A 23,835-nucleotide genomic window follows, 5' to 3' on the forward strand; every position below is an offset into this window, starting at 1 on the left:
GTAACAAAAATTCCAATGATTAGAAATATGACATATTGTCTTTTAAGATAGATTTAAGGAAAGATTATATTAATATAAAAAAAGCCATCCAAAATGATAATTGGATAGCTTTTCAAACAAAATATTACGCTACTTTAGTTTTTTTCCCCTCATGTCCACGTTGAACGATGAACAAGAAGATTGTTGATAAAATTGCACCTGTTAATAGTAAGATGAAGCAACCGTCCCAGCCAGAACGATCAACAATAACACCAATTGCTGCGTTTGCTACAAGACTTCCTCCTACATAACCGAACAGACCACACATACCAACTGTCGTACCTACTGCAAATTTCGGTACTAATTCCATCGCACTTAAACCGATTAAGAACTGTGGTACATAAATTAAACACCCGATAATAGAAACTGCAATACTTACAACAAGTATGCTAGTTGCTTGCCAATATACAAACGTACCAATAACAACTCCAACCATACTAATGATACATAATGGCATACGTTTTCCTTTAAATAATTTATCACTTAAAAGACCAACGATTAATGAACTTGGAATTGCCATACCTTCAAAGATTGCGTATGCTGCATGTGCTTCATTTTTTGAGAAACCTTTAACTGTCGTTAAATAAAGTGGAACCCAGTTAATAACACCGAAGCGAATTAAATACACAAATGCATTTGCAATACATAAGAACCATACAAATTTATTTTTCACTACATACTTCATTAAAATTTCTTTTGGTGACATCTTGTTAGCATTATCTGCTTTTTCAAGATTTTCATAGTCATTACGATACTCATCAATTGGAGGAAGACCTTCTGATTCTGGTGTATCCTTCGCATTAATCCAAACAAGAACTGAAATTACCATTGCGATAATCGCTGGGAAAATAAACACGCCGCCTTGCCAATGATTTTCACCAAAAATAGCTACACCAATTCCGACAAGTGGTGGCACAAGCATTCCGCCAACGTTATGTGAAATATTCCAAATACCTGTTTTCGTACCACGTTCTTTCTTCGAGAACCATTTCGTCATAACGATACTACAAGGTGGTGCTCCCATACCTTGTACAATACCATTTAGAACAAGTAGTGTAACAATCATTCCAAATGACGATGCAAAACCGAAACAAATATTTACAAGCCCTGATAAGAATAAACCGACTGCGATAAAGCGCTGGGCGAAAGCCTTATCTGACAAGTTCCCCATAAAGAACTTACTAAATCCATAAACAATTGCCATGATTGAACCTAGTAGTCCAATTTCAGCTGTACTAAATCCATATTCTTGTACTAAATACGTACTTGATAACGTAAAGTTACTACGAACTAAATAATAAGCAGCATACCCAACTGAAATTCCCATCAATACACGAATACGTAATAATTTGTATACTCGATCAATCATATCTGCTGGCAATCTCTCAATTGCAGGTGCTGGCTTAAGCCATTTAAACATATTCTTTCGTCTCCTTTTCTCACTTCTGAGAGAGACGCTGTCTATTCCATATCTCGATTATTCCGCTATTTGATATATTTTGGTTTGTTCTTCTAACCGGCTGTCCTTCTATTTCTTTCTCATTCTTCGCAAACATCGTTGGTACGCCAAACGAAACTTTTTCTAAAATGTGACCCGCTTCTTCTGATAAACAATAATCAATAAATAAATCCGCAATAATACCATTCGGTGCACGTTTTAGTTTCGAAATCGCATTAACAGATAACCCTGTTTGCTCAGGTACAAGACTTACAATTGGAAAGCCTCGTTTTTGAAGCATTCTCTGATCTCCCATGAAATTGATGCCTATCATATACTCACCGCTTGCAACAAGTTCCACTGGTATGTAACCATTCACTGTTACTTCACCAACTTGCCCTGCAAGGTTCTTCACATATTCCTTCGCTTCCACTTCACCTACAGTATCAATAAGTGATTGAAAAAACGTATATGCTGTTCCTGAGACATTTGGATCTGGCATTACAATCTTTCCCTTATATACTGGATTTAATAAATCTTGCCACCTTGATGGATAAGGAAGTCCGAGCGGCGCTATTTCTTCATTCCACCGCTCTTTATTGATCGCAATTGCCAGCTTCTCCACTTCATAACCGTACCAATAACCGTCTTTATCTTTAACAGTTTTTGAAATACGGTTCGCATGCTGACTCATAACAGGAATAGATAGATTTTTTTGCTTCATCATTTGATGCGCGTCTACCGTACCGCCAATAATAATATCTGCTTTCGGATTTCCAGCTTCCTCTTCTACCCTCCGAAGAAGCTCTTCTGTCGAAAGACGAATAAATTCATACGTACAGCCGCGTGGTTTACAAAATGATGAAAGCAAAGCTTCACCAACTTCCTCACGAGCTGCTACATACGCAACAAGATGACGATCATCCAAAACAGGGAGACCACTTTTATTATATTTAATAGAGGTTGTATCTCGAGAGCAACTAGACATCGCTCCTCCAATTACTAGCAAAAAGAAGAAAAAGGCTATCTTTCTCATGACACATTCTCCTTTACAAATAAATTTGCGAGGGAGCTTTTCATATACATGACATTCCCATTATTATCGCCGAGATATTGCACAACAAAGTACGATGGATATACAGAAATAGTAAGAATGTCTTCCCGCTCATTCTTTATACGCTTCCCTGTTTTATAAGCGGTAATATAAGCAATCGGTTCATTCTGTGATTGTAATAATTTCTGTATTTCTCCATAATCTGTAATTTGCTTTGCGTACCGAATCGAATCAAGTATGTGCGTAAGATTCATCTTACGTTCTACATCACCTTGGCGTACTATGACATCCTGCGCTGACGCAAAAAAATCAATAATACGGTCTGGTGTGTAATACAGGCTTAACAAATACGTTTGAAATGCTGAAATCATTGGATCCGTACCATTCTTTCCGTACATATCAGCCCCGTACTGGAACAAGTCACCTACTGCAAAAGTACGTTTATTTCCATTCAAGTACGTTACTTCTCCAGTAAATACTTGTTCTTGATTCTTAGCTTCTCTCGGTTCTATTTGAATTCGGTCAAAGAATGAAACAATCGTATGCAAACGAACTTCATCCGTTATAACAATTTCTCCCCACTTTTCATGCCTAACCTTCATTTCAGTAGGCAGGGATTCATTCACCCTTTGTAAAACAGTTTGTTTGTCATTCACTATTGTGATTCGATTATATATTTGCTTCTCCATCACATAAAACAAAATAAGAGAAACAATTATACAAAGGACAAACATAAGAATTTGAAATGATAGCCTTTTCATTTCTGCCTACCTCCAAGATAAAAAAACGTTGTTTCGAAAATACCGCATAATTGTTTCATAAATGTATCATTTAACCGCTTTCAAGTTTTTTATGTCTTCCATCCGTCTCGGAAGCAAAAATGTAATAAATATTGTAGTACCAATCTCTTCACTACTCTCAATCCGCATACTTCCGCCCTGCTGATTCATAATCTCCTGGCAAATATACAAACCGTAACCATTCCCGTAACTAGAAGGAAGGACTTTACCTTCTGGTGCTTCATTCCACTCTGCAAGCACACCTTCATCTATACCAATGCCATCATCATGAACAAAAACCTTTGCCTCGCGTTCATTTACAATTACATTCATACGAATTTGTGTAGCATCGCTATATTTTATCGCATTATCAAGCACGTTTAAGAAAATCTGTTTCGTCTTATCGAAATCTGCAACAACATGTACATCTGTTAACTCATTTATCACTTCAATCTCGAAATTCTGCAGGCGAGGTTTCACAATTGAAACTGCTTCTTCTGCTAATTCCTTTATGTTCACAACTGTAGGTGATACTTCAAACGTACTCGTCCCGTACTTTGAAGACTTAAGTAATTCCTCCACAAGTGATAATAAACGCTCACTCTCTACAGCCACATATCGCAGGCTCTCTTTTACATCTTCCTTCGCCTTTAACTTCGGAATTAAATCCACATAGCCAATAATCGCCGTTAACGGTGTTTTTAGCTCATGCGTAATGCGGTCTAAGAAATCTTTCTGCTTCTCTTTCTCCTCTTTCAATTGCTTAATATGCAGTTCAATTCCATCAGCCATCGCATTAAAAGATGCTGAAAGCTGAGCAATTTCCACATATTCATTTAGCTCAATCTTGCTTTTATAATCCCCATTCGCAAGCCGCTTTGCCATTTGTCTTAACTGATCAATCGGCTTATGAAGAGACTTTGCCAAACGAATTGCAAAGAAAATACCCGCAGCTACTAGACAAAGAGACGTCATTAAGAACGTCCAACCGACATTTGTTAAAACTTCCTTCTCACCCGTTAACTCATTTATAAAACGAACACTTCCGATGACATCGTTTCCATAATAAACTGGGCTTGAAAACAAAAGAATTGGAGCTGGATCTCCCTCTTCAAAAACATAAGACTTCTTCCCCTTCAAAGAGCTCTCAATATCAATGTTCCGATGAAGAAGTGCTCCCTTTTGCGTATCCGCAACAACATCTCCATTCTTTCCAATCATCTGTACACGGACATCCATACGCTTCGCTAAATACGAAGCAATTAAAAGTGAATTCGGACCGAGTGTCTCGACCTCTGCTTCCTTCTCTAAATAATTCATCGTATAAATTTGTGCTTCTACACTTAACTTTTCTAAAGAATTTGCCGCGTTATGATACATATTCTTTTCTAACGTAATATAAACAACTGCGTACAAAAGAACAAAAATCGGGATTAACAGTCCCACTATTCCAAACACCATATTTCTTTTTAAAGACATACCATCACCACTTAACAATCTAGTTTATAGCCAACGCCATAAATTGTCTTAATATATTCCCCGCTATTCCCTAGCTTCTTCCGCAGTCTTTGCACCATAATATCAACCGCTCTCGTATTTCCGATATACTCAAACCCCCATACTTTCTCAAGTAACTCATCTCTCATAAATACACGCTGCGGATTGGAAACAAACAACTGACATAAATTAAACTCTCGGTACGTTAACTGAATTTCTTGTCCACTAACATGTACCTTTCTTTCCTTAGGACAAATCGTTATCTCTCCTGCCCCAATCACTTCATGACTTACCGTTACCTCTGCCTTCTTCACACGCCGCGTCATATTCTTAATCCGAAGAATAAGCTCCGCATAATTAAATGGCTTCGTCACATAATCATCCGCACCAAGCTGCAGACCAAGCAATTTATCATTCATCTGACTCTTTGCAGTTAACATGAGCACTGGAATATCCCTGTTCTTCTCACGGAACAAGCGAAGCAACTCATACCCATCTGTATCTGGAAGCATAACATCCAAAATTAATACATCCGGCCCTTCATTCCATTTCGCTAAAGCTTCTCTTCCATCAGCCGCCGTGAGCACTTCATATCCTTCCATCTCCAACTGCATCCGAATCAAATTACGAATACTCGATTCATCATCAACTACAAGTATTTTCATTATTCTCCTCCTTCCATCTCGTATTATAGTACAGTTTAGTATAGCAAAAATCATACAAAAAAAGAGAGGGTATTGTCGAACATATTTTGTCGACGATACCCTCTCCACTTATATTTTCCGCTTACACGCTCGCAATAATAAATTCAGCACGCCCTACAACTCTATATTCCCCAAAATCACTTGGTAATATGAGGTGATCCCCTTGTTCAAATTGATAATTTTCAGTCCCATGTATTAACTCTCCTTCTCCATTTATTACACTTAAGAGAAGAAATGGACTATTTTGTGTTAAGTTAACCGTCCCGTCTAACTCCCATTTTCTCACTGAAAAATAAGAGCACTCAATAAGTTTTGTTACATGTAAATCTTCTACTTCTTCATATTGTACAACTTGTTGTTTTGAAACAAATGGTGTTTCTATTACTTCCATACTTTTCTCAAGATGAAGTTCACGCAATTCCCCCTCTGAATCTCTTCTATTATAATCATATAATCGATAAGTAGTATCGGAGTTTTGTTGCGTTTCTAATATTAAAATACCTTCACCAATTGCATGAACCGTGCCGCTTGGAACAAAGAAGAAATCACCCGGTTTCACTTTTACACGTTGTAATAGCTTGTCCCACTCTTCTTGTTCAACCAAATTTACTAGTTCATCCTTTGTCTTTGCATGATGCCCATAAATAATCTCAGCACCTTCTTTGCAATCGATGACATACCAGCATTCAGTCTTTCCTAGCTCACCATTTTCATTTATACGTGCATATTCATCATTCGGATGCACTTGAACAGATAGGTCGCGATTTGCATCCAAAATTTTTGTAAGAAGAGGGAAGCGATCCCCCTCAATATCCCCGAATAATTCTCGATGATTATTCCACAATTGTCCTAAAGACAAGCCTTTATACTTTCCATTTTTAACTACACTTTGTCCATTTTGATGCGCAGCAAAAGCCCAACATTCTCCCGTTTGTTCTGATGGTATTTCATATCCGAAAGAAGTTAATTTCGTACCACCCCAAATTCTTTCTTTAAAAATGGGTGCAAAAAATAACGGTTCTGTCATGATTAAAATCCTCCATTTTATACGATGTCATCTAATAATTTATGTGCTTCTTCTTTCGTTTGGACAGATATTAATCTCTCTCTATAACTATCATCCATAAGTTTTCGTGAAAGCATTTGAAGAATCTTCAAGTGTTCATTTCCTTCACTCTCTTTTGGAACTGCAATCATAAATACTAACTTTGCATCCGTTCCGTCTAAACTGTTCCAGTCTACCCCCGATTGTTTAATCCCAAATACAACACTCGGTTTTTTTACTGCATCCGACTTTCCATGAGGAATCGCAATATTCATTCCAATACCTGTACTACTCTCTGCTTCGCGACTCATAATAGCTTGCTTAAACTCAGAATCAGAATGTAAAGCACCTACAGTATTTAATTTCCCAATCATTTCATCAATAATATCGTCACGTGTCTCTCCTGCTAAATTAACATCAATTAGCTCCAAACTCGTTATATCTGTTAACTTCTGAATTTCAACTTTTTCAGCTTTCTGTTCTATTTCTTGTTCTTGAACTTCCGTTACTTCCTTAGTTGCTGACACTTCTTTCATTTCTTTTAATTCCTGTGTTTCTTCAGGTTTTGAAATATCTTTCTTTAATACATTTACAATAACCGCTGTAACAATAGAACCTGCAATAATAGCAACAAAGAACATAAATACGTTATCTACCGCTCCTAGTACCGCAACGATCGGTCCACCATGTGCTACTCTATCTCCTACGTTACCAATCATTGCAATAACTGCACCTGTCATAGACCCCGCCATAATACTTGGAATAACACGTAATGGATCCTGTGCCGCAAAAGGAATAGCTCCTTCTGTAATACCGAATAAGCCCATCGTAAATGAGGCTTTCCCCATTTCCTTTTCAGCTTCTTGGAACTTTCTCTTTCCTATAAACGTAGCAAGTCCCATCCCGATTGGTGGAATACAAATCGCTGCTGCAATCGGTCCCATAATTTCATAATTTCCTTCTCCAATCATTGCGGAACCAAATAAGAATGCCACTTTATTTACTGGACCACCCATATCAAATGAAATCATTGCACCTAAGATTAATGCTAAAAGAATTGAACTTGAACCTTGCATACCAGCTAACCAAGCTGTTAATGATTCAAATACTTGTGCTACAGGAGCACCGATAATAAATACAAATGCTAAACCAACAATAAGTGATGTAAATACCGGAATAATAATAATTGGCATAATTGGTTGAATCGCTTTTGGTACCTTTAATTTTTTAATTCCTAAAGCAACATAACCAGCTAAGAAACCTGCGATAATGCCACCTAGGAAACCAGCTCCACTCTCACTACCATAAAAACTTCCCGTTGCTGCAATATATCCGCCAATCATACCAGGAACAAGCCCAGGTTTATCAGCTATACTGTATGCAATATAACCAGCTAAAATTGGAACCATAAATGCAAATGAAGCTCCACCTATCTGCTCAATTGTTTTCCAAAAAGAACCTTCTGGTATTACTAAACCACCAGGAGTTTTTTCGCCGCCCAGTGTCAATGCGATTGCAATTAATAATCCTCCTACAACAATGAAAGGAACCATAAATGATACACCATTCATTAAATGACGGTATATAGGGTTTTGCTTTTTCCCTTGTAAGTCATCTCCAGCCTCTTTCACATCTGAATGATAAATAGGAACATTACCATCTACTACTTTTTGAATGAGCTCCTCTGGTTTACGTATACCATCTTTAACTCCTACGACTAATAACTTTTTACCTATGAATCTATCTTTATTTACAGCACGATCTGCAGCTATAATGATGCCATCCGCTTCATGAATCTCCTGCTCAGTAAGTTCATTTTCAACCCCTATACCGCCTTGTGTTTCAACTTTCATTTGAATTCCTAATTTATCCGCTGCTTTTTGCAAGTTTTCTGCAGCCATATATGTATGGGCAATCCCATTCGGACACGATGTAATCGCTAGTACTTTCATTTTAATCCTCCTCAACCCTTATGTAAGCGCCTACAAATACTATATATCAATATTTGATTCATAAAAGTTTTCTTTTTTACCGTAACCTCCGGAAAAAACATTATTTTACCGAAGCAAATAAAAAAGTAAGGCTTCTCGCCTTACCTATTCATATCTTAAATAAGATAAAAACTTCATTATATTCTTTTCCTTAATAAGCTTCTGAACAAAAACCGGCTGTTCACTTATAAAAGACAACTCATGAAATAACTGTTTCGTAACTTCCTTACCATCACTTTTAACTGCTAACATAAATACGAGCGATACCTTCTCTACTCCCCAGCCTAGCGGCTCCTTAAGCGTAGCCACTGCAATTGCGGATTGTTTAATTAACTTAGGACTTCCGTGCGGGATGGCGACTCCTGCACCAATTGTCGTTGCTGACATTCTATCTCTAGCAATCGCACTTTCAATATACTCTTTCTCTACATATCCCTTTTCATAAAGAGATTTCGCCAATCTTTCAATTAATTCATAACGATGCTCTACTTCCTTTTGTAAAAAAACTAAAAAAGGAGTTGTGTAATCCAATAACACAAAGTCCTTATTTTCGTTAGATGGCAGTTCATCTAATTTCTTCATAAAATCCTCTAACTTACTTTCTTCACTCCGCTCTAATAAAGGAGATACAACACAATGAGGAATCTTTAACTGTGGAAGATCTATCGTAGAAATAATAAGCTCTACCTTTTTATTTTTCATTAAGTATTCTTCCAAATCGGACTTTGCGATACAATCCATCACATGGACATGCCGGAATTTCCTTTCAATTTTTGTCCGTAATAATTGCGACATCCCTATCCCCATATGACAAACAATAATCACATTTTTTGATACCTTTTTATCATTCAAACGCTCCATTGCCGCCTGAAAATGCAAAGTAAGATAGGCTGCCTCTTCCTCAGGGATTTGTAAACTTAATGATTGATTAATATCATCCAGCTCATGAATTAACATATCAAACATATACGGATACATTCGCTTAATTTCATGAAGCATCGGATTTGAAACAGAAAGATTATATTGCAAACGATTTAATGTCGTGTACAGATGCATCTGTAATCCCTCTACTAAAAATGTATCCCTATCGAAATCAATTTCATTCAACTTAGACATACTATCTATTAAATGCGATACAACTTGTGAAAGCACGGGGCTACTCACATTTAGCTTACTTTTCTCCCATTCATCTTGATAGCGAAATTTCCCACCTAAAATATGAATGGCTAAATAGGCTATCTCTTCTTCAGAAAAATGAACCGTAAATACAAACTCTAACCTTGTTAAAAAGTCTAATGTCCATCCATACTCTTTCGTCTCTCGCACAATGTTTAAATCATCTGTAGACATTGAAATTGGTTGTTTTAACTTCATCCTCCGCACCATAATTAACGTATGTAATAAAAGATTTTCTAACGTATCATCTGTAAAAAATATAGCGTATCTTTTTTGTAACGCTTTCAATTCAGTCATTACAAATTCAATTTCATGATACAAAAACTGCTCTTTAATAAATTGATTCATTAATTCTCGATTATGAATTAAATCTGATAGTTTGGCTAATGCTTTTCTCTTATTTCTCTCATCGCCTTCTACCGTTAAGCCTACCCTCTGCTTTAAAATTAACTCTAATCCCAGTTCCTCAAGCCACTTTTCAATTCTATCTAAATCTTTCTTAACTGCAGCTCTATTAACGAAATACTGCTCAGCAAGCTCCTGCACTGTAACTGGTTTAATATTCATTAACAAGCTATACGTAATTTGCAACAATCTCTCCTCGTCTGATGCATAGCCTATATCCTGTTTTACAGCATACAATTTATTGAACAAACTGGACTTATCATAATCCGTAATTTCTAAACAGACACCTAAACCCGGTCTCCGAATAAGAAGTGCATCTGAATACTTCTCTACATATTCCTCAATCACCTTAAAGTCATTACGAATCGTCTTCTCCGAACAACCAATCCTATCAGCAAGCTCCTGCACTAACAAATACTCATTAGACTCAGATAATAAAACTTGTAAAACTTCCTGTTGCCTTTTATTCATCTGCTTCACCTGTTTCTTCTATCCTTTGTACCCAATATGTTACTAACTTAGTGCATTTATCATAACATATTAGTGAATTTCTGAATTAGGGGATTTTATCGTTTGGAATTTGTTCATTTTTACATAAACAAAAAACCTCAAAGAGTAGTTAAAAACTACTTTTTGAGGTTTAAAACATTATTACTTTTCATACCCATTAGGTTTCTTCTGATGCCAATTCCAAGCATGCTCAATGATTGTCTTCACATTTACATACTGAGGATCCCATCCTAACTTCTCTTTCGCTTTCTGAGAAGAAGCAACTAAACGTGCTGGATCTCCTGCACGACGTGGCGCTACTTCAGCTGGAATTTCATGATTTGTAACTTCACGAACTGCATCAACGATTTCTTTCACGCTGAAACCATTACCATTTCCTAAGTTATAGAAATCACTCTCTCCGCCGTTCTGTAGGTCCTTAAGTCCTAAGAAGTGAGCTGCCACTAAATCTTCAACATGAATATAATCACGGATACAAGTACCATCTGGTGTATTATAATCCTCACCAAACATCATAATCTTCTCACGTTGACCTAACGCCACTTGCAGTACAAGAGGAATTAAATGTGTCTCTGGACGGTGATCTTCCCCAATAATACCATTTGGAGTTGCACCAGCCACGTTAAAGTATCTGAAGATCTTATAACGTAAATTAGAAGCTTGGCTATACCAATGAAGCATCTTCTCGATTGCTAACTTCGTTTCTCCATACGTATTCGTTGGATTTGTCATCGTTTCCTCAGTAATAAGGTCTACATCTACCTCACCATACGTTGCCGCAGTAGAAGAGAAAATAAACTTATCTACCTTAAACTCATCCATTACCTCTAATAAGCAAAGTGCACCATACACATTGTTATTGTAATATTGAAGAGGCTTCTCCATACTAACTCCAACTAAAGAATCAGCCGCGAAATGCATAACCGCCTCAATACTCTCTTGTTTAAAAACATCTCTTAAAAATGCTTTATCACGAAGATCTCCATTATAAAACTTCGCACCTTCCGTAATTGCATCCTCATGACCAGTTTGTAAGTTATCTACTACTACTACAGATAAACCTTCGTCTACTAATTTTTTCATAGCGTGAGAACCGATATAACCAGCTCCGCCGCAGATTAGAATTGAGTTCATTGTCGTCCTCCTACATATATTAGGATTTCTTATTCACTCTCTTAATTATAAAAGGTATACGATTGCTCGTATACCTTTTGTGTACCTTTATTACTTAGCAACGAAATAATCCGTTACATATTGTGCCCAAACTTCATGGCCTTTAGCACTTGGGAAACCGAACTCTTCTGTTAAGTATGACAAAATAGCCTTCGTTGATGCATCAGGCCATGCTCCCCAATGATCCACATATGTATAACCATTTTGCGTCGCAAATTGCTTTAACGCCTCAATCGCCTTCGGATAATTCTTCGCACCATACACTGGGTTTGGTGGTTGAATCATAATCGTAGCACCCTTTGCACTAGTAGAAAGTGCTTGCACAAACTTCTGTGTACTCGCAACAGAGTTTCCATTACCAGTTTTACCATTGTCAGTAATAAACGGTGGCTCGAATAAAATCACATCTGGATTTTCTTTCGCAATCTCTTTATCACGTTTATTTGTGATTAACTCGTCCGTACTTTCACCCTTATATTCCTTTACTGTCACATTCCATAACCCTTTACCGTAAGCAGTTTCTAAATTAGCCGTTAACTTAGCTGCCCAAGCATCTTTTTCAGATGAAGAAGCTTCATCACCAACAATAACAAGATTTACTGACTTTTTATCCTCAGCAGCTTTCTTTAACTTCTCTTTCACTTCATCTGGTAAATTCTTCGCATATGCTTCATTAAAAGATGACTTCGCATCTTGTTTTTTCTCTGCTTTCTTCGCTCCGCTATCTTTCACTTCAGACTTCGTTTTCGTTACTTCACTCGTCTGTCCCGTCGCATTCGCAATCTTCTTATTCCAGTACAATTTACCGCTCACAACTGAAGCGACAAACAATACAAAAATAACTAGGACAAGTACTGCTTTCTTATTCATCGATTCACCTCATCTATTAATCTCACAATATATAATACTAATATAAATTCACGCAAAAATAAACCCAACTCCTACCAAAGGAGTTGGGTTATTACATATTACTTAGTCACTTCAAGATGCGCTCTTAACTTATTCGTAATATCTTGTTTCGCTGCATCTGGAACATAGTAGTACCAAATACCATCAGCGGCTTTATGACCGTCACCTGGGATTTGGATTTCTTCACTGTCCTGCATGCAATCTTTATAGTTCTTTTGAATATCAAACATTTGATCCTGAGTTAAACTTGTTTTAACGTTTTTCTCAATCGCTTTTAACACATCACCGTAACTTGCTAAAGAGGATACACTTGCACCTTTTTTAATTACAGCTTGGATAACTTGACGTTGGCGCATTTGTCGGCCGAAATCACCGCGAGTATCTTGGTATCTCATTCTAGAATATAACAAGGCTTTCTCACCATTTAAATGCAAATCACCTTTTGCATAATGAACACCGTCAATTGTAAAGTCCATATCATTATTAATATCTACTCCACCAACAGCATCAACAATATCTTTAAATCCTTCCATATTAACTTCAATATAATGATCAACAGGAACATTCAAAAAGTTCTCTACTGTTTTTACCGACATATTAATTCCACCAAAAGCATATGCATGATTAATCTTATCTTTCTTACCTTTTCCTACAATCTCTGTATAGGAATCACGTGGAATACTTGTAATTTTCATTGATTTTTTAGCTGGATTTAGCGTAAATAGCATTAAAGAATCCGAACGCCCTTGATCTTCATCACGTTGATCTACACCCATCATTAGAATAGAAATAGGCTTTTTATCAGCCACATCAACTTTTTCTGAACGTTTATCTGATTTATCACGGTCTAGAGGCTTATGAACTGCATCTAACGTGTTAGATACATTAGAATAAACATGGTAAGCATACGCTCCACCACCAATAATGAGCACTCCTATTATACCGAGAATCCAAAATAAAATTTTCTTTTTCATTTCTATACCCTCTTTGCTTATAATTACAAATAAAATACTAAGACTTCTTCATTATATTATAGCAATAATACTAAATGATAAAGTTAAATCACAAAATTAATATGACCTATTCTACGGATGAGAGACAATTAAAGTCACATTTCCTTTTATAACAAAGTTTTCAATTCCAGCAGGAAGAATAAAGTGGTCTCCTTTTTTTATACTAAATTCTCCATTTGCGGTTCTTAACATCCCTTCACCTTCAATTACACTAGCTAATTGGAATGGTTGATTCTGTTGAAAAGATGCTTCTATTCGAATTTCCCATTTATAAATTGAAAAATACTTTTCTTGTACATATTTAGTAACAATAGCACCATTCTCTTTTTCAATTTCCGGATAGACTTTATAATCCTCATGAGGAATTATTGATACAGCAATTGATTTTTCAACATGTAATTCTCGCTGATTCCCATCACCATCAACACGATCATAATCATACACACGATATGTCGTATCTGAACTTTGCTGCGTCTCCAATACTAATGTACCTTCACATAATGCATGGATGGTTCCACTTGGTACATAGAAAAAATCTCCAGACTTAATTGGTATTCGACGTAGTAATTGATTCCATTCGTTATTTTTAATCATGTCTTTAAATTCTTCTTTAGTTTGAGCAGTATGTCCATACACCATTTCAGCATTTTTTTTACAATCAATAATATACCAACATTCTGTTTTCCCTAACTCACCATTTTCGTGGATATTTGCAAATTCATCATTAGGATGTACTTGTACAGATAAATCTTTTTTTGCATCCAAAATTTTAGTTAATAAAGGGAACTGTTCAGCTTGATAGTTCCCGAATAACGTTCTATGTTCATCCCATAATTGCTTTAATGTTAAACCTTTATATTTACCACTCTTTACAGCACTTGGTCCGTTTGAATGAGCGGAAACCCCCCAGCACTCACCAGTCGTTTTTGAGGGTAAATCATAATTAAATCCTTTTAAAGATTCTCCTCCCCAAATCCGTTCCTGTAACACTGGTTGAAAAAATAATGGTTCTTTATACAAAATAACTCCACCTCTAGTTGCACTTACTACTAATTTTTACTTTTTTAAATAACAAGCTTCTTCTATCTCGTTCCATTGCATATAAATCCGAACAATATCTTCCTCAATTAATTCACTTCCTGATTGCACCTCGATAAACTCCAAATCTGTAACAGCTTTAATCGCATGTTTCTGTCTCGGCTGAATTTCCAACACATCCCCAGGGCGAACAACTCGTATTTCTTCATCTAATACAAAAATACCTTCACCTTTTACAACTGTCCAAACTTCACTTCTATTATTATGATATTGATAGCTTAAATTTTTACTAGCTGTAATACCAATACGCTTCGTTAATACTTCGTTTCCATCATCATATTTAGTGTGATCTAGTACACGGTACCAACCCCAACGTCGCTCTTCATACATTGGTCTTTGATCCCAATCCCCCACTAATTCTTTCACTCGAGGGCTTGCATCTTTTTCTGAAACTAAAATACCATCAGGGCTAGCAGCTACAATTATGTTAGAAAGACCTAATACAGAAACTGGGATATCTAGCTCATTAATAATATGGTTTTGTTCACATTCAATCCCCATATTTCCCTTACCGAGGATGTTCGTCCCCATTTCTTCTGTAAGGGTATTCCAAGTTCCAAGATCTTTCCACGAACCACTATAAGGAAGTGCAATAATATTTTCCGTTTTCTCTACTACTTCATAGTCAAAACTTATCTTTGGTAAACTTGCATATTGTTGAACTAACACATCATATTGAACAGGAAGCCCTTTTTGATCTAATAGGGAAATAATTTTATCTAATTTAAATGCAAATACACCGCTGTTCCAAAGAGCATTTTGTTTTAGTAGCTCTTCCGCTTCGGCAGTGGCTGGCTTTTCTTTAAAGTGACTTACCCGAATAAATCCCTCTATACTTTTCTCTATATTTGGAACAATATAACCATATTTTTCAGACGGATATGTAGGAGTAACCCCCATTAAACCTAGATCTGCGTTTGAAGAGTTTAGTGCCTTTTCTAAATCCAATAGCCTTTCAAAGAAACTATTTTCTACGTATGGATCTACAGGTAATACACCTACAACCTCATCCAAATCAACGTGCTCTTTAGAATATAGATATGAAGCAGCAAGAGCGATTGCCGGGAATGTATCACGGCGTTCGGGCTCGATGATAATGGGTACATCATTTCCTAGCTGGCTATTGATCATATCTACTTGAGATTTACTTGTAGCAATAACTGCATCATTTTCAATCCCTAAGCTTTTTAATTGTTCCCATACCCTTTGAACCATAGATTGCATTTCATTCTTTTCACTTTTAAGTACTTTTAAAAATTGTTTAGAGCGTGAATCGTTCGATAATGGCCAAAGGCGCTTTCCAGATCCACCTGATAGTAACACTAACTTCATTCATACTCACCCTTTTATTATAGAGTCTGCTTTAAAACATGTTCAGTTTCCTTTGCAATTGCACTCCAATCATACTTTTCTAATACTTTTTGATAACAATTTTTTGATACTTCATTTAAAGTTTCTTTATTATTGTATAATTCAAGAATCTTATCAGCAATTTCATCTGATGATTTAGCATTAACTAAAAAGCCATCAATATTATCATTAATTAATTCTGGCATGCCACCAACATTTGTACTTAAAACCGGTGTCCCACACGCCATAGATTCTACTGCTGATAAACTCACTGCTTCCATTAAAGATGGAATAATGACTAAATCACTCATTTGATAGTATTTAATCATATCATATACAGCTACATTACCTAATTTTTCTATCTGCACATTTTGTACATGCTTCAAAACTTCATTAACTTCATCTGCATATAAAGGGTATCCTTCATAATCACTTCCCGCAAATGCAACCACTATTTTTTCAGCTACATCAGGGTGCTTATCAATTCTTCTAATAGCTTCCGCCAAATAATAAATTCCTTTAGTTGGGGCCCAACGTCTTGGACAGAATATAACAAATTTACCATCTGCTTCTTTTAGCGTTTCCTTTTTTAAAAGATCCTTCTCTTCGACAGCTAAAGGATAAAATTGTTCCGTATCCACTCCATTGTGAATTGTTGCTGAGAACTTATGGGTTTTAGGCGTTAATTCAATGCTAGGCCCAATAACTGCAGAGTAATGCTTTAACAACCTAGGTAAAGTCTTAGAGAGTATAGAATTATTTTGAATCATTAAATACTCCCCTGTGTGATTCGTTAACACTGTCGGATATTTTTTACTTAACCTTTTAGTAGAAAGTAAATTAGCTGAAAAATCATGCTGCCACACTAAATCAGGGCTATACTTTGAAATAGATGTTACTACTTTCTTATATGAAAGCATGTACATAGATTTATTTAGGAAACCCGGCAAATACTTCAATATTTTTCCACCACTAAATTTTCTAAAATCTACTGGCATTTTTCCCATATTAATATATTCGATTTCAACTCCATCTACCACTCGATTACTGTTAATGTACTCATGTTTCCAAACTGGTTTAAATATTTTAATTTCGTGCCCTAGTTTTTGAAACTCTTTCGACATAAAACGCAAATGGTTTTCCACTCCACCAATTGATGTATCAAACATTAGAGTGGATATTATTGCTATTTTCACTTAAAACACCTCAAATCAATTATTTTTCTCTTAATGTATCTATTAATTCTACAGCAGTTTTTTTCCATGTATAATCTTTTGCTATTTCTAGAGCTTTAGTAGTTAATTCATTTTTATCTATTTGATTATTATAAAATACCTTTATTTTTTCTACTAATTCACTAGTTTCTATAGGATTAAAGTAAACAGCCCCATCCTTACACACTTCGGGAATTGAAGCTACATTAGAGGCAACAACAGGGCAACCTAATCTCATTGCCTCTATTGGTGGTAATCCAAATCCTTCATAGATTGATGGAAAAATAAAAACTTTTGCATTAGAATACAAACCACATAACTCTTCATCCGTAACATATCCTACATATGTTATATTCCCACCAAATCCAGATGTCTCTTCTGAAATTACCTTCTTATCTATTCCACCAGCAATGACTACTTGACCAGTAAAGTTCTGCATATGATCCAATGCAGATAAGATAGCCTTGAAGTTTTTATTGGGATGCAAACTCCCTACAGCCAACATAAAATTATCTTTTTCTAAATTAAACTTTTTTAAAATCTCTTCATCTTTTTCGACCTTCTCAATATGATCAACACCTATTTTAATTACTCGAATTTTAGAAGCGATATTGGGTAAATTACTTATTAACTCTTCTTTTGAAAAATTAGAAACTGTAATAATTCCCCTCGAAAATTTAGACACCAATTTATATACCATTTTATACCACGCAACAAATTTTTTTGAAAAACCCTCAGGTTTTGAATAAATTGCTGCATCATGTATAAATACCACTTGTTCTCGCTTGAATAGCGGCCCCGTATTACAGAAATTGATTAATATATCCCCTCTGCTATAAATCGGTAATTCTAACTGTTCCCACAGATGTCCTTTAAGTAAGCCAACTTGTTGAACTTTAATCCTTTTAAGTTTTATATTTTTTATAACATTTTTAGGTGTTAAAATAATAAAATTGAATTCCTTTGATAGCTCTTTATCTTCTAACAAATTATCTATCTCTTTTACAATCTCTTCTGCAACTCGCTGTACCCCTGTGGTCTTTTGGGTTAAAAATCTACCATTGATATATATTTTTCTCATTAAATCCTCACCTTTAATAAAATTTAAAGCTTAGAGATAAGGAATAATTTTGATATACCTTGTCCCTAAGCTCTACACTATGAGTATTATTTTAAACTAAACTTTTTTCTTTATTATTATTAATATTGTGAATTATAGGTCTTCCTACTGAATGATATTCAATACCTTTTTTTTTCATTTCATCTAAATCAAAGCAATTTCTTCCATCAAATAACAATGGTGTTTTAACTAATCCTTTAAACTTGTTTAAATCCATAGCTTTGAACTCATCCCATTCCGTAACAATCACAGTTACATCTACTGCTTCTAAGCACTCATCAAGAGAAGTTGTATATACTATGTTACTTGGTAAGATAGCTTTAGCTTTTTCTATAGCAATTGGATCGTATGCATAGATATTAGCCCCTTCTTCTACCAAATGATTGGAAATCACAATAGAAGCTGCTTCACGCATATCATCCGTATTTGGCTTAAACGCTAAACCTAGCATAGCTATCTTCAGACCTTTTAAATTTCCTAATCTATATTTAATTTTTTCTACCATTAAGCTCTGCTGATTATTATTTACATCTATAACAGATTTCAACAACGTGAAATCGTGTTCTACTCCACCAGCAATTTGTACTAAGGCATGAGTATCTTTTGGAAAACATGATCCCCCATATCCTATACCTGCATTTAAAAACGCACGTCCAATTCGATGATCAAATCCCATTCCACTTGCAACATCTTCAACATTTGCACCCAACTTCTCGCAAATATTGGAAATTTCATTAATAAAACTAATCTTTGTAGCCAAGAAAGCATTAGATGCATATTTAATCATTTCCGAACTATAAATATCTGTTTTAAATACTGGTAAATTAAATCCTTTATACATATCCTCTAAGATATTTGCAGTTTCTTGATCTTCTGTCCCAATAACAATACGATCCCCTTGAAATGTATCTTGTATAGCTGACCCCTCACGTAAAAACTCAGGATTGGATGCTACTTTAACAGTTACATTATGCTGCAAATTCTCTAAAATTATTTTCTTCACAAAATCATTTGTTCCAACAGGAACTGTACTTTTTGTAACTACAATAATATCGTGACTAACATATTTAGCAATAGATTTGGCAACAGCCTCAATAAATGCTAAATTAGCAGAACCATCTGGCATTTGGGGAGTACCTACAGCAATAAATATAACTTCAGCATCCGCAAAGCCTCTTTGATGATTATTTGTAAAATGCAAAGTACCTTTTTTTATATTTTTTTGCATTAACTCATCTAAACCTGGTTCATATATTGGTGAAATACCAGATTGCATTTTTTTTATTTTCTCTTCGTCTGTATCTATACATATAACTTGATGATTAATCTCCGATAGACAAACACCTGTTACTAAACCTACGTAACCTGTACCTACAACTGCGATATTCATTTTAATTCCTCCATTTTATTACGTTTATTTTTCTCAATATTAGATTCTATATATACCTTGTTTTGATTGAATACTTCTTTGTAAGCTATCCCCAAAAATAACCAAATAGAGAGGAATGAAAACTCGGGAATAGATACCATCATAGTAGTGTAAATAACTACAAGGGCCATCTTTATACCCATATTTTTATAAGAGTTCTTTAAAGTAAATAATGGATATGCAAATAATAGGCTAAACAAACAAAATCCCACTATACCATTATTAACCAATATAGTAGTGAAAAAATCTGTAGATCGAACATATCCAAACCCGATTCCAAATAGCTTTGTTAAAAAGCTACTGTCTTGAAAATAGGATAGATGCTCCATAAAGAAGTTACTTCGGTCTATTCCCGATTCAGTTTTCATAAACATTTTTTGGAATATTGTCTTATCCAGGATAGCGTATACATAATCCCAAAATAACAATATAACCAATAATCCGAACGTAAAAATAAAGAAATTTCTTAATTGATTAGATTTTAAAATTGCATAGCAATAATATAAGATTATCCCTATAAAAGCTGTTGTTGATGCTGTCAATAATAATGAACCCAAAAGAATCAAAGACAGCCTTTTTCTCTTAGTGTGTATAGAATAAATCCAAAATGGTAAGATCGTAAATGCAAACATTGACGGTTCTAATGCCAGCCCATTTATTCGCTGAAATGTAAAACCTGCAACTGTCATTAATTGATTTCCTAACCTAATAGTCTCATGCTCTCCAAAGTTTCTATTTGTTAAAAAATCCCCGAAGTCATTAAATATAATATAGTAAAAAAATTCGTACAGACCAAATATGGCATAAATTCCAATTCCCCAAAAAATATACTTATCCCAATCCTTACTGTAATAATTTTTAATAAAGCAAAATAGTATTATGCACGGTATTAAATATAGGGATTGTGTAAAAAGAGAACCCCTGAAAATTTCTGTATTAATATCCAATTTATTTACTAAGATTACTCTCTCTAAACTTGGGATATTTATAGTACCATTTATAAGTTGTGAAATTAATATCATGATAATAAAAATATAAGTAAATACAAACATATCTTTAAATGTATTGATTTTACTACTATCCAACTTACATACTAATAATACAAATATCAAAAGAAAAGAAAAAATATACCCTGGTATGGTCCCTTGAATTCCTGGAACTACTAAAACTGAGGTAACTGGAATAACAAGAGCCCAGGCTCTAAAATACCTATCTAAAATTGTTAGTTTTCTACATTCCAAAAGTAACCGCTCCTAGTATAAAATATAAAGTACTAGATTAATTTTTTATATTGATCTAAATATAAATGAATATTCCTTTTATAGTTTTCTGCTATTTTAAAACTAGAAATTATTTCCTCTTCGATGGTACATTTATTAGTCTTCTGAAATTCTATTATTAAATTCATAATATTAGTAATATCTATGGGATCAATTAAATATTTTGGCTCTTGAACTATTTCCTTAATTCCCCCCACCTTGCTCGCAAGTACAGGAGTTCCTTGATTATAAGATTCAATAATTACTCGACCAAAAGGCTCTTCCCATATAGATGGAACAACGGTTAAGTCTATATTTGCCATTTGCTTATTTACTTCTTCTAAAGATACTTTTCCTTTTAAAATAATTCGACTGTCACTTTGAGAAATGTCCCATAACATTCCTTCCAATTCTCCGGTTCCACATACCACAAACTCTTTTACTACTTCTGCAGGAAGCAAACTAACCGCTTTTACTAATAAATCTATTCCCTTTACCTTTGTTAATTGTCCAAAATAACCAATTACTAGCGGTTCTCCTTCTCTCCTCAATTTTCTTTCATAACGTTTTGCGTTAACAATATTATGAATTGTACTTTCCACAGAATTTAAAAATAACCCCCGCTGTTTATGTTCGTCTAAAATAAATTGTGATATTCCTACAACACAATCAACATACTTACTTCGCACTCTATTAAAATGTAATAATACCTTATTAACGAATTGATTATTCACAGGTTCAAACAATGCATAATCTCTTGTTGTATGAACTGTAGGGATATTTAATTGTTTAGCAATTCTCCATATGTAAGTTCCAATCCCATTTAAATTTTGAGTGTGCATTATATCCGGTTGAATTTCAACTAATAATTTTTCTAAAAGTTTATATTGCGATAAATTAAAAGCATTTATAAAATGCCAACCTAACTTTTTTAAGTTCCCTCTCTTTTTCTTTTCACCAGGCCAATATAAATTCATGCATGGTATCCTGAAAATTTCTACACCATTCTTTTCATCTTTAATGATTCCTGACTTCTGAGCTCCAGTTGTTAAAATACATACCTTATACTCCTTTTTCAAGTCCTCTGCTAATAATTGGGTAGAAATCTCCGCACCACCTAAGATGTTAGGTGCATAATAGCTATTAACAATTAATATTTTTTTCATTCTTAACACCTTTGAATTTTATTTTATGTAATAAACCTTCTATTTCATTCTTGTTAAAAATATAAATGGCCCCTCCATAAGATATCATTCCTAATAATATCTTAGAGATAAAACTAATATAAACATTTGGAATTACAATGAGGTAATCAAATATAACTATAACAAGTACCATAATTAATAGTGCCTTTACAGTTGGAATTAACTTTCTCACTAGTTCCCCTATTTCTATTTTCAAGTACTTCTTTAATGCCAATACTCTTATTGATTCAACTATTAATACCCTTAATAGTTCAGTATAAGCTACAGCTACTAAGCCATATCTTATGAATATCATTAATAACAAACTAAAAGAACAGAATGATAATATACTTATTTTCATCTCAACTTGTGGTTTACCAATGCCTCTTAATACTGGACCACCAACAACTGTAATTGAAGCAATTCCCCCCGCAACTAGTAACACTTGTAGAACACGTACTGTCTCTAACCAATTTTGTCCGTATAGTACATAAATAAATTCATATGAGACAAGCGCTAAACCTATACATAATGGTAGGGTTATTAATGCCAGCTTTGAGATAATATCAAGGTACATATTTTTAACTTTTACTAAATTATGCTGCAACTTCGAGACTTCTGGAAACATTACTCTCATAATAGCACTTGATAAGTAATATCGAGCTATTGATCCCCATTGGAAAGCTAAAGTATATAGACCAAGTTGAATCTTCCCAAGGTATGTACCTACCAGAAAATAATCAATATTATTATTGGCATACATAAATAACTGAGATCCTAATACATTAGAACTATATGAAATAATTTTCTTACTTTCATTTAGATCTACCGCAAAGAGGGTCTTTATAGATAATGGCTTATAAATAAGGGATAGTATAGATTGAATCATTGGTCTCAAAATATACTTAGTAGATACCGCTAATATCCCATCTATGTATATAGCAAATATTACTGCACATATACTGGATACTATTTCAGCTATCAAATCTATTACAGTAATCTTTTTAAAATTATTTTCCTTCATTAATAACGCTCTTGAGGTACTTCCAATGGCCCCCAAACCAATACCTATACAAACATACTTTAATACTTCTTCTACTTGATCACTTTTGTATAAATTAGCAATATGGGGAGACATGCCCCAAATGAGCGCTGTTAAAATAGCAGAGACCAATACATTCATCCAAAACGTAGAATATACTAATTTATTAGAGTTGCTTTTATTATATATTAGATAGGAGCTTAATCCTGCTTCTTGTATAACAAAGGCAATTCCCGCAAAAACCATGGCCATCCCTAATACCCCAAAATATTCTGGAGCTAGCACCCTCGCCAATATTATATTAGTAAGGATATTAATAATTTGTACCCCTACAATACTAAGAAATGACCACATTGTATTTTTATAAACCGACATTTTCTCACCTAGTCTAAGTAATTTATATTTT

Annotated in this window: 19 protein-coding genes; all 19 read right to left on the minus strand. The window is 34.7% G+C overall.

What is annotated here, in order from left to right; translation table 11 throughout:
- Positions 1-124 precede the first annotated feature (124 nt).
- Positions 125-1,459: an MFS transporter gene (gene pgtP / locus QCI41_RS16770; protein ID WP_046955541.1), complete on the minus strand. Its 1,335-nt coding sequence runs from the start codon at positions 1,457-1,459 to the stop codon at positions 125-127.
- 19 nt (positions 1,460-1,478) lie between these two features.
- Complete coding sequence (locus QCI41_RS16775) at positions 1,479-2,513, minus strand: ABC transporter substrate-binding protein (RefSeq protein WP_353837055.1); 1,035 nt, start codon at positions 2,511-2,513, stop codon at positions 1,479-1,481.
- On the minus strand, positions 2,510-3,292 hold the full coding sequence (locus QCI41_RS16780) for a DUF3919 family protein (protein ID WP_353837054.1): 783 nt from the start codon (positions 3,290-3,292) through the stop codon (positions 2,510-2,512). The genes QCI41_RS16775 and QCI41_RS16780 overlap by 4 nt, the downstream gene beginning before the upstream one ends.
- Before the next feature lie 66 nt (positions 3,293-3,358).
- Positions 3,359-4,789, minus strand: coding sequence for a HAMP domain-containing sensor histidine kinase (locus QCI41_RS16785; RefSeq protein WP_353837053.1), 1,431 nt, complete (start codon positions 4,787-4,789; stop codon positions 3,359-3,361).
- Between the two features lie 11 nt (positions 4,790-4,800).
- The gene (locus QCI41_RS16790) at positions 4,801-5,472 is read right to left on the minus strand and encodes a response regulator transcription factor (RefSeq protein ID WP_000699561.1); all 672 of its coding nucleotides are present in this window, start codon (positions 5,470-5,472) and stop codon (positions 4,801-4,803) included.
- A 121-nt stretch (positions 5,473-5,593) separates the two neighbouring features.
- Positions 5,594-6,538: a mannose-6-phosphate isomerase, class I gene (gene manA, locus QCI41_RS16795; RefSeq protein WP_353837052.1), complete on the minus strand. Its 945-nt coding sequence runs from the start codon at positions 6,536-6,538 to the stop codon at positions 5,594-5,596.
- 17 nt (positions 6,539-6,555) lie between these two features.
- Complete coding sequence (locus tag QCI41_RS16800; protein ID WP_353837051.1) at positions 6,556-8,508, minus strand: PTS fructose transporter subunit IIABC; 1,953 nt, start codon at positions 8,506-8,508, stop codon at positions 6,556-6,558.
- A gap of 144 nt (positions 8,509-8,652) precedes the next feature.
- On the minus strand, positions 8,653-10,599 hold the full coding sequence (locus QCI41_RS16805) for a BglG family transcription antiterminator (protein WP_353837050.1): 1,947 nt from the start codon (positions 10,597-10,599) through the stop codon (positions 8,653-8,655).
- 180 nt (positions 10,600-10,779) lie between these two features.
- Complete coding sequence (galE, locus tag QCI41_RS16810) at positions 10,780-11,772, minus strand: UDP-glucose 4-epimerase GalE (RefSeq protein ID WP_353837049.1); 993 nt, start codon at positions 11,770-11,772, stop codon at positions 10,780-10,782.
- A gap of 90 nt (positions 11,773-11,862) precedes the next feature.
- Positions 11,863-12,681, minus strand: a complete 819-nt coding sequence (locus tag QCI41_RS16815; RefSeq protein ID WP_353837048.1) for an SGNH/GDSL hydrolase family protein — start codon at positions 12,679-12,681, stop codon at positions 11,863-11,865.
- A 98-nt stretch (positions 12,682-12,779) separates the two neighbouring features.
- Positions 12,780-13,694: a polyisoprenyl-teichoic acid--peptidoglycan teichoic acid transferase TagU gene (tagU, locus tag QCI41_RS16820; RefSeq protein ID WP_353837047.1), complete on the minus strand. Its 915-nt coding sequence runs from the start codon at positions 13,692-13,694 to the stop codon at positions 12,780-12,782.
- Between the two features lie 111 nt (positions 13,695-13,805).
- On the minus strand, positions 13,806-14,753 hold the full coding sequence (gene manA / locus QCI41_RS16825; RefSeq protein ID WP_106074676.1) for a mannose-6-phosphate isomerase, class I: 948 nt from the start codon (positions 14,751-14,753) through the stop codon (positions 13,806-13,808).
- Between the two features lie 36 nt (positions 14,754-14,789).
- Positions 14,790-16,163, minus strand: a complete 1,374-nt coding sequence (locus QCI41_RS16830; protein ID WP_353837046.1) for a sugar phosphate nucleotidyltransferase — start codon at positions 16,161-16,163, stop codon at positions 14,790-14,792.
- 17 nt (positions 16,164-16,180) lie between these two features.
- Complete coding sequence (locus QCI41_RS16835) at positions 16,181-17,377, minus strand: glycosyltransferase family 4 protein (RefSeq protein ID WP_353837045.1); 1,197 nt, start codon at positions 17,375-17,377, stop codon at positions 16,181-16,183.
- 19 nt (positions 17,378-17,396) lie between these two features.
- Positions 17,397-18,476, minus strand: a complete 1,080-nt coding sequence (locus QCI41_RS16840) for a glycosyltransferase family 4 protein (RefSeq protein WP_353837044.1) — start codon at positions 18,474-18,476, stop codon at positions 17,397-17,399.
- A 91-nt stretch (positions 18,477-18,567) separates the two neighbouring features.
- Positions 18,568-19,905, minus strand: a complete 1,338-nt coding sequence (locus QCI41_RS16845; protein ID WP_353837043.1) for a UDP-glucose dehydrogenase family protein — start codon at positions 19,903-19,905, stop codon at positions 18,568-18,570.
- A complete protein-coding gene (locus tag QCI41_RS16850; RefSeq protein ID WP_353837042.1) occupies positions 19,902-21,185 on the minus strand; it encodes a hypothetical protein in 1,284 nt (427 codons plus the stop codon). The genes QCI41_RS16845 and QCI41_RS16850 overlap by 4 nt, the downstream gene beginning before the upstream one ends.
- A gap of 32 nt (positions 21,186-21,217) precedes the next feature.
- Positions 21,218-22,369 carry a glycosyltransferase family 4 protein gene (locus QCI41_RS16855; protein ID WP_353837041.1) on the minus strand — a complete coding sequence of 384 codons (1,152 nt, stop codon included), beginning with the start codon at positions 22,367-22,369 and terminating at the stop codon, positions 21,218-21,220.
- Positions 22,347-23,804: a lipopolysaccharide biosynthesis protein gene (locus QCI41_RS16860; RefSeq protein ID WP_353837040.1), complete on the minus strand. Its 1,458-nt coding sequence runs from the start codon at positions 23,802-23,804 to the stop codon at positions 22,347-22,349. The genes QCI41_RS16855 and QCI41_RS16860 overlap by 23 nt, the downstream gene beginning before the upstream one ends.
- Between the last annotated feature and the right edge of the window lie 31 nt (positions 23,805-23,835).

This window comes from Bacillus cereus group sp. MG4 (assembly GCF_040460055.1).
Taxonomy (GTDB): domain Bacteria; phylum Bacillota; class Bacilli; order Bacillales; family Bacillaceae_G; genus Bacillus_A; species Bacillus_A wiedmannii.

Bases quoted from the DNA above. Each gene is read 5' to 3' on its own strand.
- QCI41_RS16855 (WP_353837041.1), bottom strand. From the start codon at position 22,369: ATGAAAAAAATATTAATTGTTAATAGCTATTATGCACCTAACATCTTA.
- QCI41_RS16860 (WP_353837040.1), bottom strand. From the start codon at position 23,804: ATGTCGGTTTATAAAAATACAATGTGGTCATTTCTTAGTATTGTAGGG.
- tagU (WP_353837047.1), bottom strand. From the start codon at position 13,694: ATGAAAAAGAAAATTTTATTTTGGATTCTCGGTATAATAGGAGTGCTC.
- QCI41_RS16805 (WP_353837050.1), bottom strand. From the start codon at position 10,599: ATGAATAAAAGGCAACAGGAAGTTTTACAAGTTTTATTATCTGAGTCT.
- pgtP (WP_046955541.1), bottom strand. From the start codon at position 1,459: ATGTTTAAATGGCTTAAGCCAGCACCTGCAATTGAGAGATTGCCAGCA.
- QCI41_RS16845 (WP_353837043.1), bottom strand. From the start codon at position 19,905: ATGAATATCGCAGTTGTAGGTACAGGTTACGTAGGTTTAGTAACAGGT.
- galE (WP_353837049.1), bottom strand. From the start codon at position 11,772: ATGAACTCAATTCTAATCTGCGGCGGAGCTGGTTATATCGGTTCTCAC.
- QCI41_RS16790 (WP_000699561.1), bottom strand. From the start codon at position 5,472: ATGAAAATACTTGTAGTTGATGATGAATCGAGTATTCGTAATTTGATT.
- QCI41_RS16830 (WP_353837046.1), bottom strand. From the start codon at position 16,163: ATGAAGTTAGTGTTACTATCAGGTGGATCTGGAAAGCGCCTTTGGCCA.
- QCI41_RS16800 (WP_353837051.1), bottom strand. From the start codon at position 8,508: ATGAAAGTACTAGCGATTACATCGTGTCCGAATGGGATTGCCCATACA.
- manA (WP_353837052.1), bottom strand. From the start codon at position 6,538: ATGACAGAACCGTTATTTTTTGCACCCATTTTTAAAGAAAGAATTTGG.
- QCI41_RS16785 (WP_353837053.1), bottom strand. From the start codon at position 4,789: ATGTCTTTAAAAAGAAATATGGTGTTTGGAATAGTGGGACTGTTAATC.
- QCI41_RS16775 (WP_353837055.1), bottom strand. From the start codon at position 2,513: ATGAGAAAGATAGCCTTTTTCTTCTTTTTGCTAGTAATTGGAGGAGCG.
- QCI41_RS16840 (WP_353837044.1), bottom strand. From the start codon at position 18,476: ATGAGAAAAATATATATCAATGGTAGATTTTTAACCCAAAAGACCACA.
- QCI41_RS16815 (WP_353837048.1), bottom strand. From the start codon at position 12,681: ATGAATAAGAAAGCAGTACTTGTCCTAGTTATTTTTGTATTGTTTGTC.
- QCI41_RS16780 (WP_353837054.1), bottom strand. From the start codon at position 3,292: ATGAAAAGGCTATCATTTCAAATTCTTATGTTTGTCCTTTGTATAATT.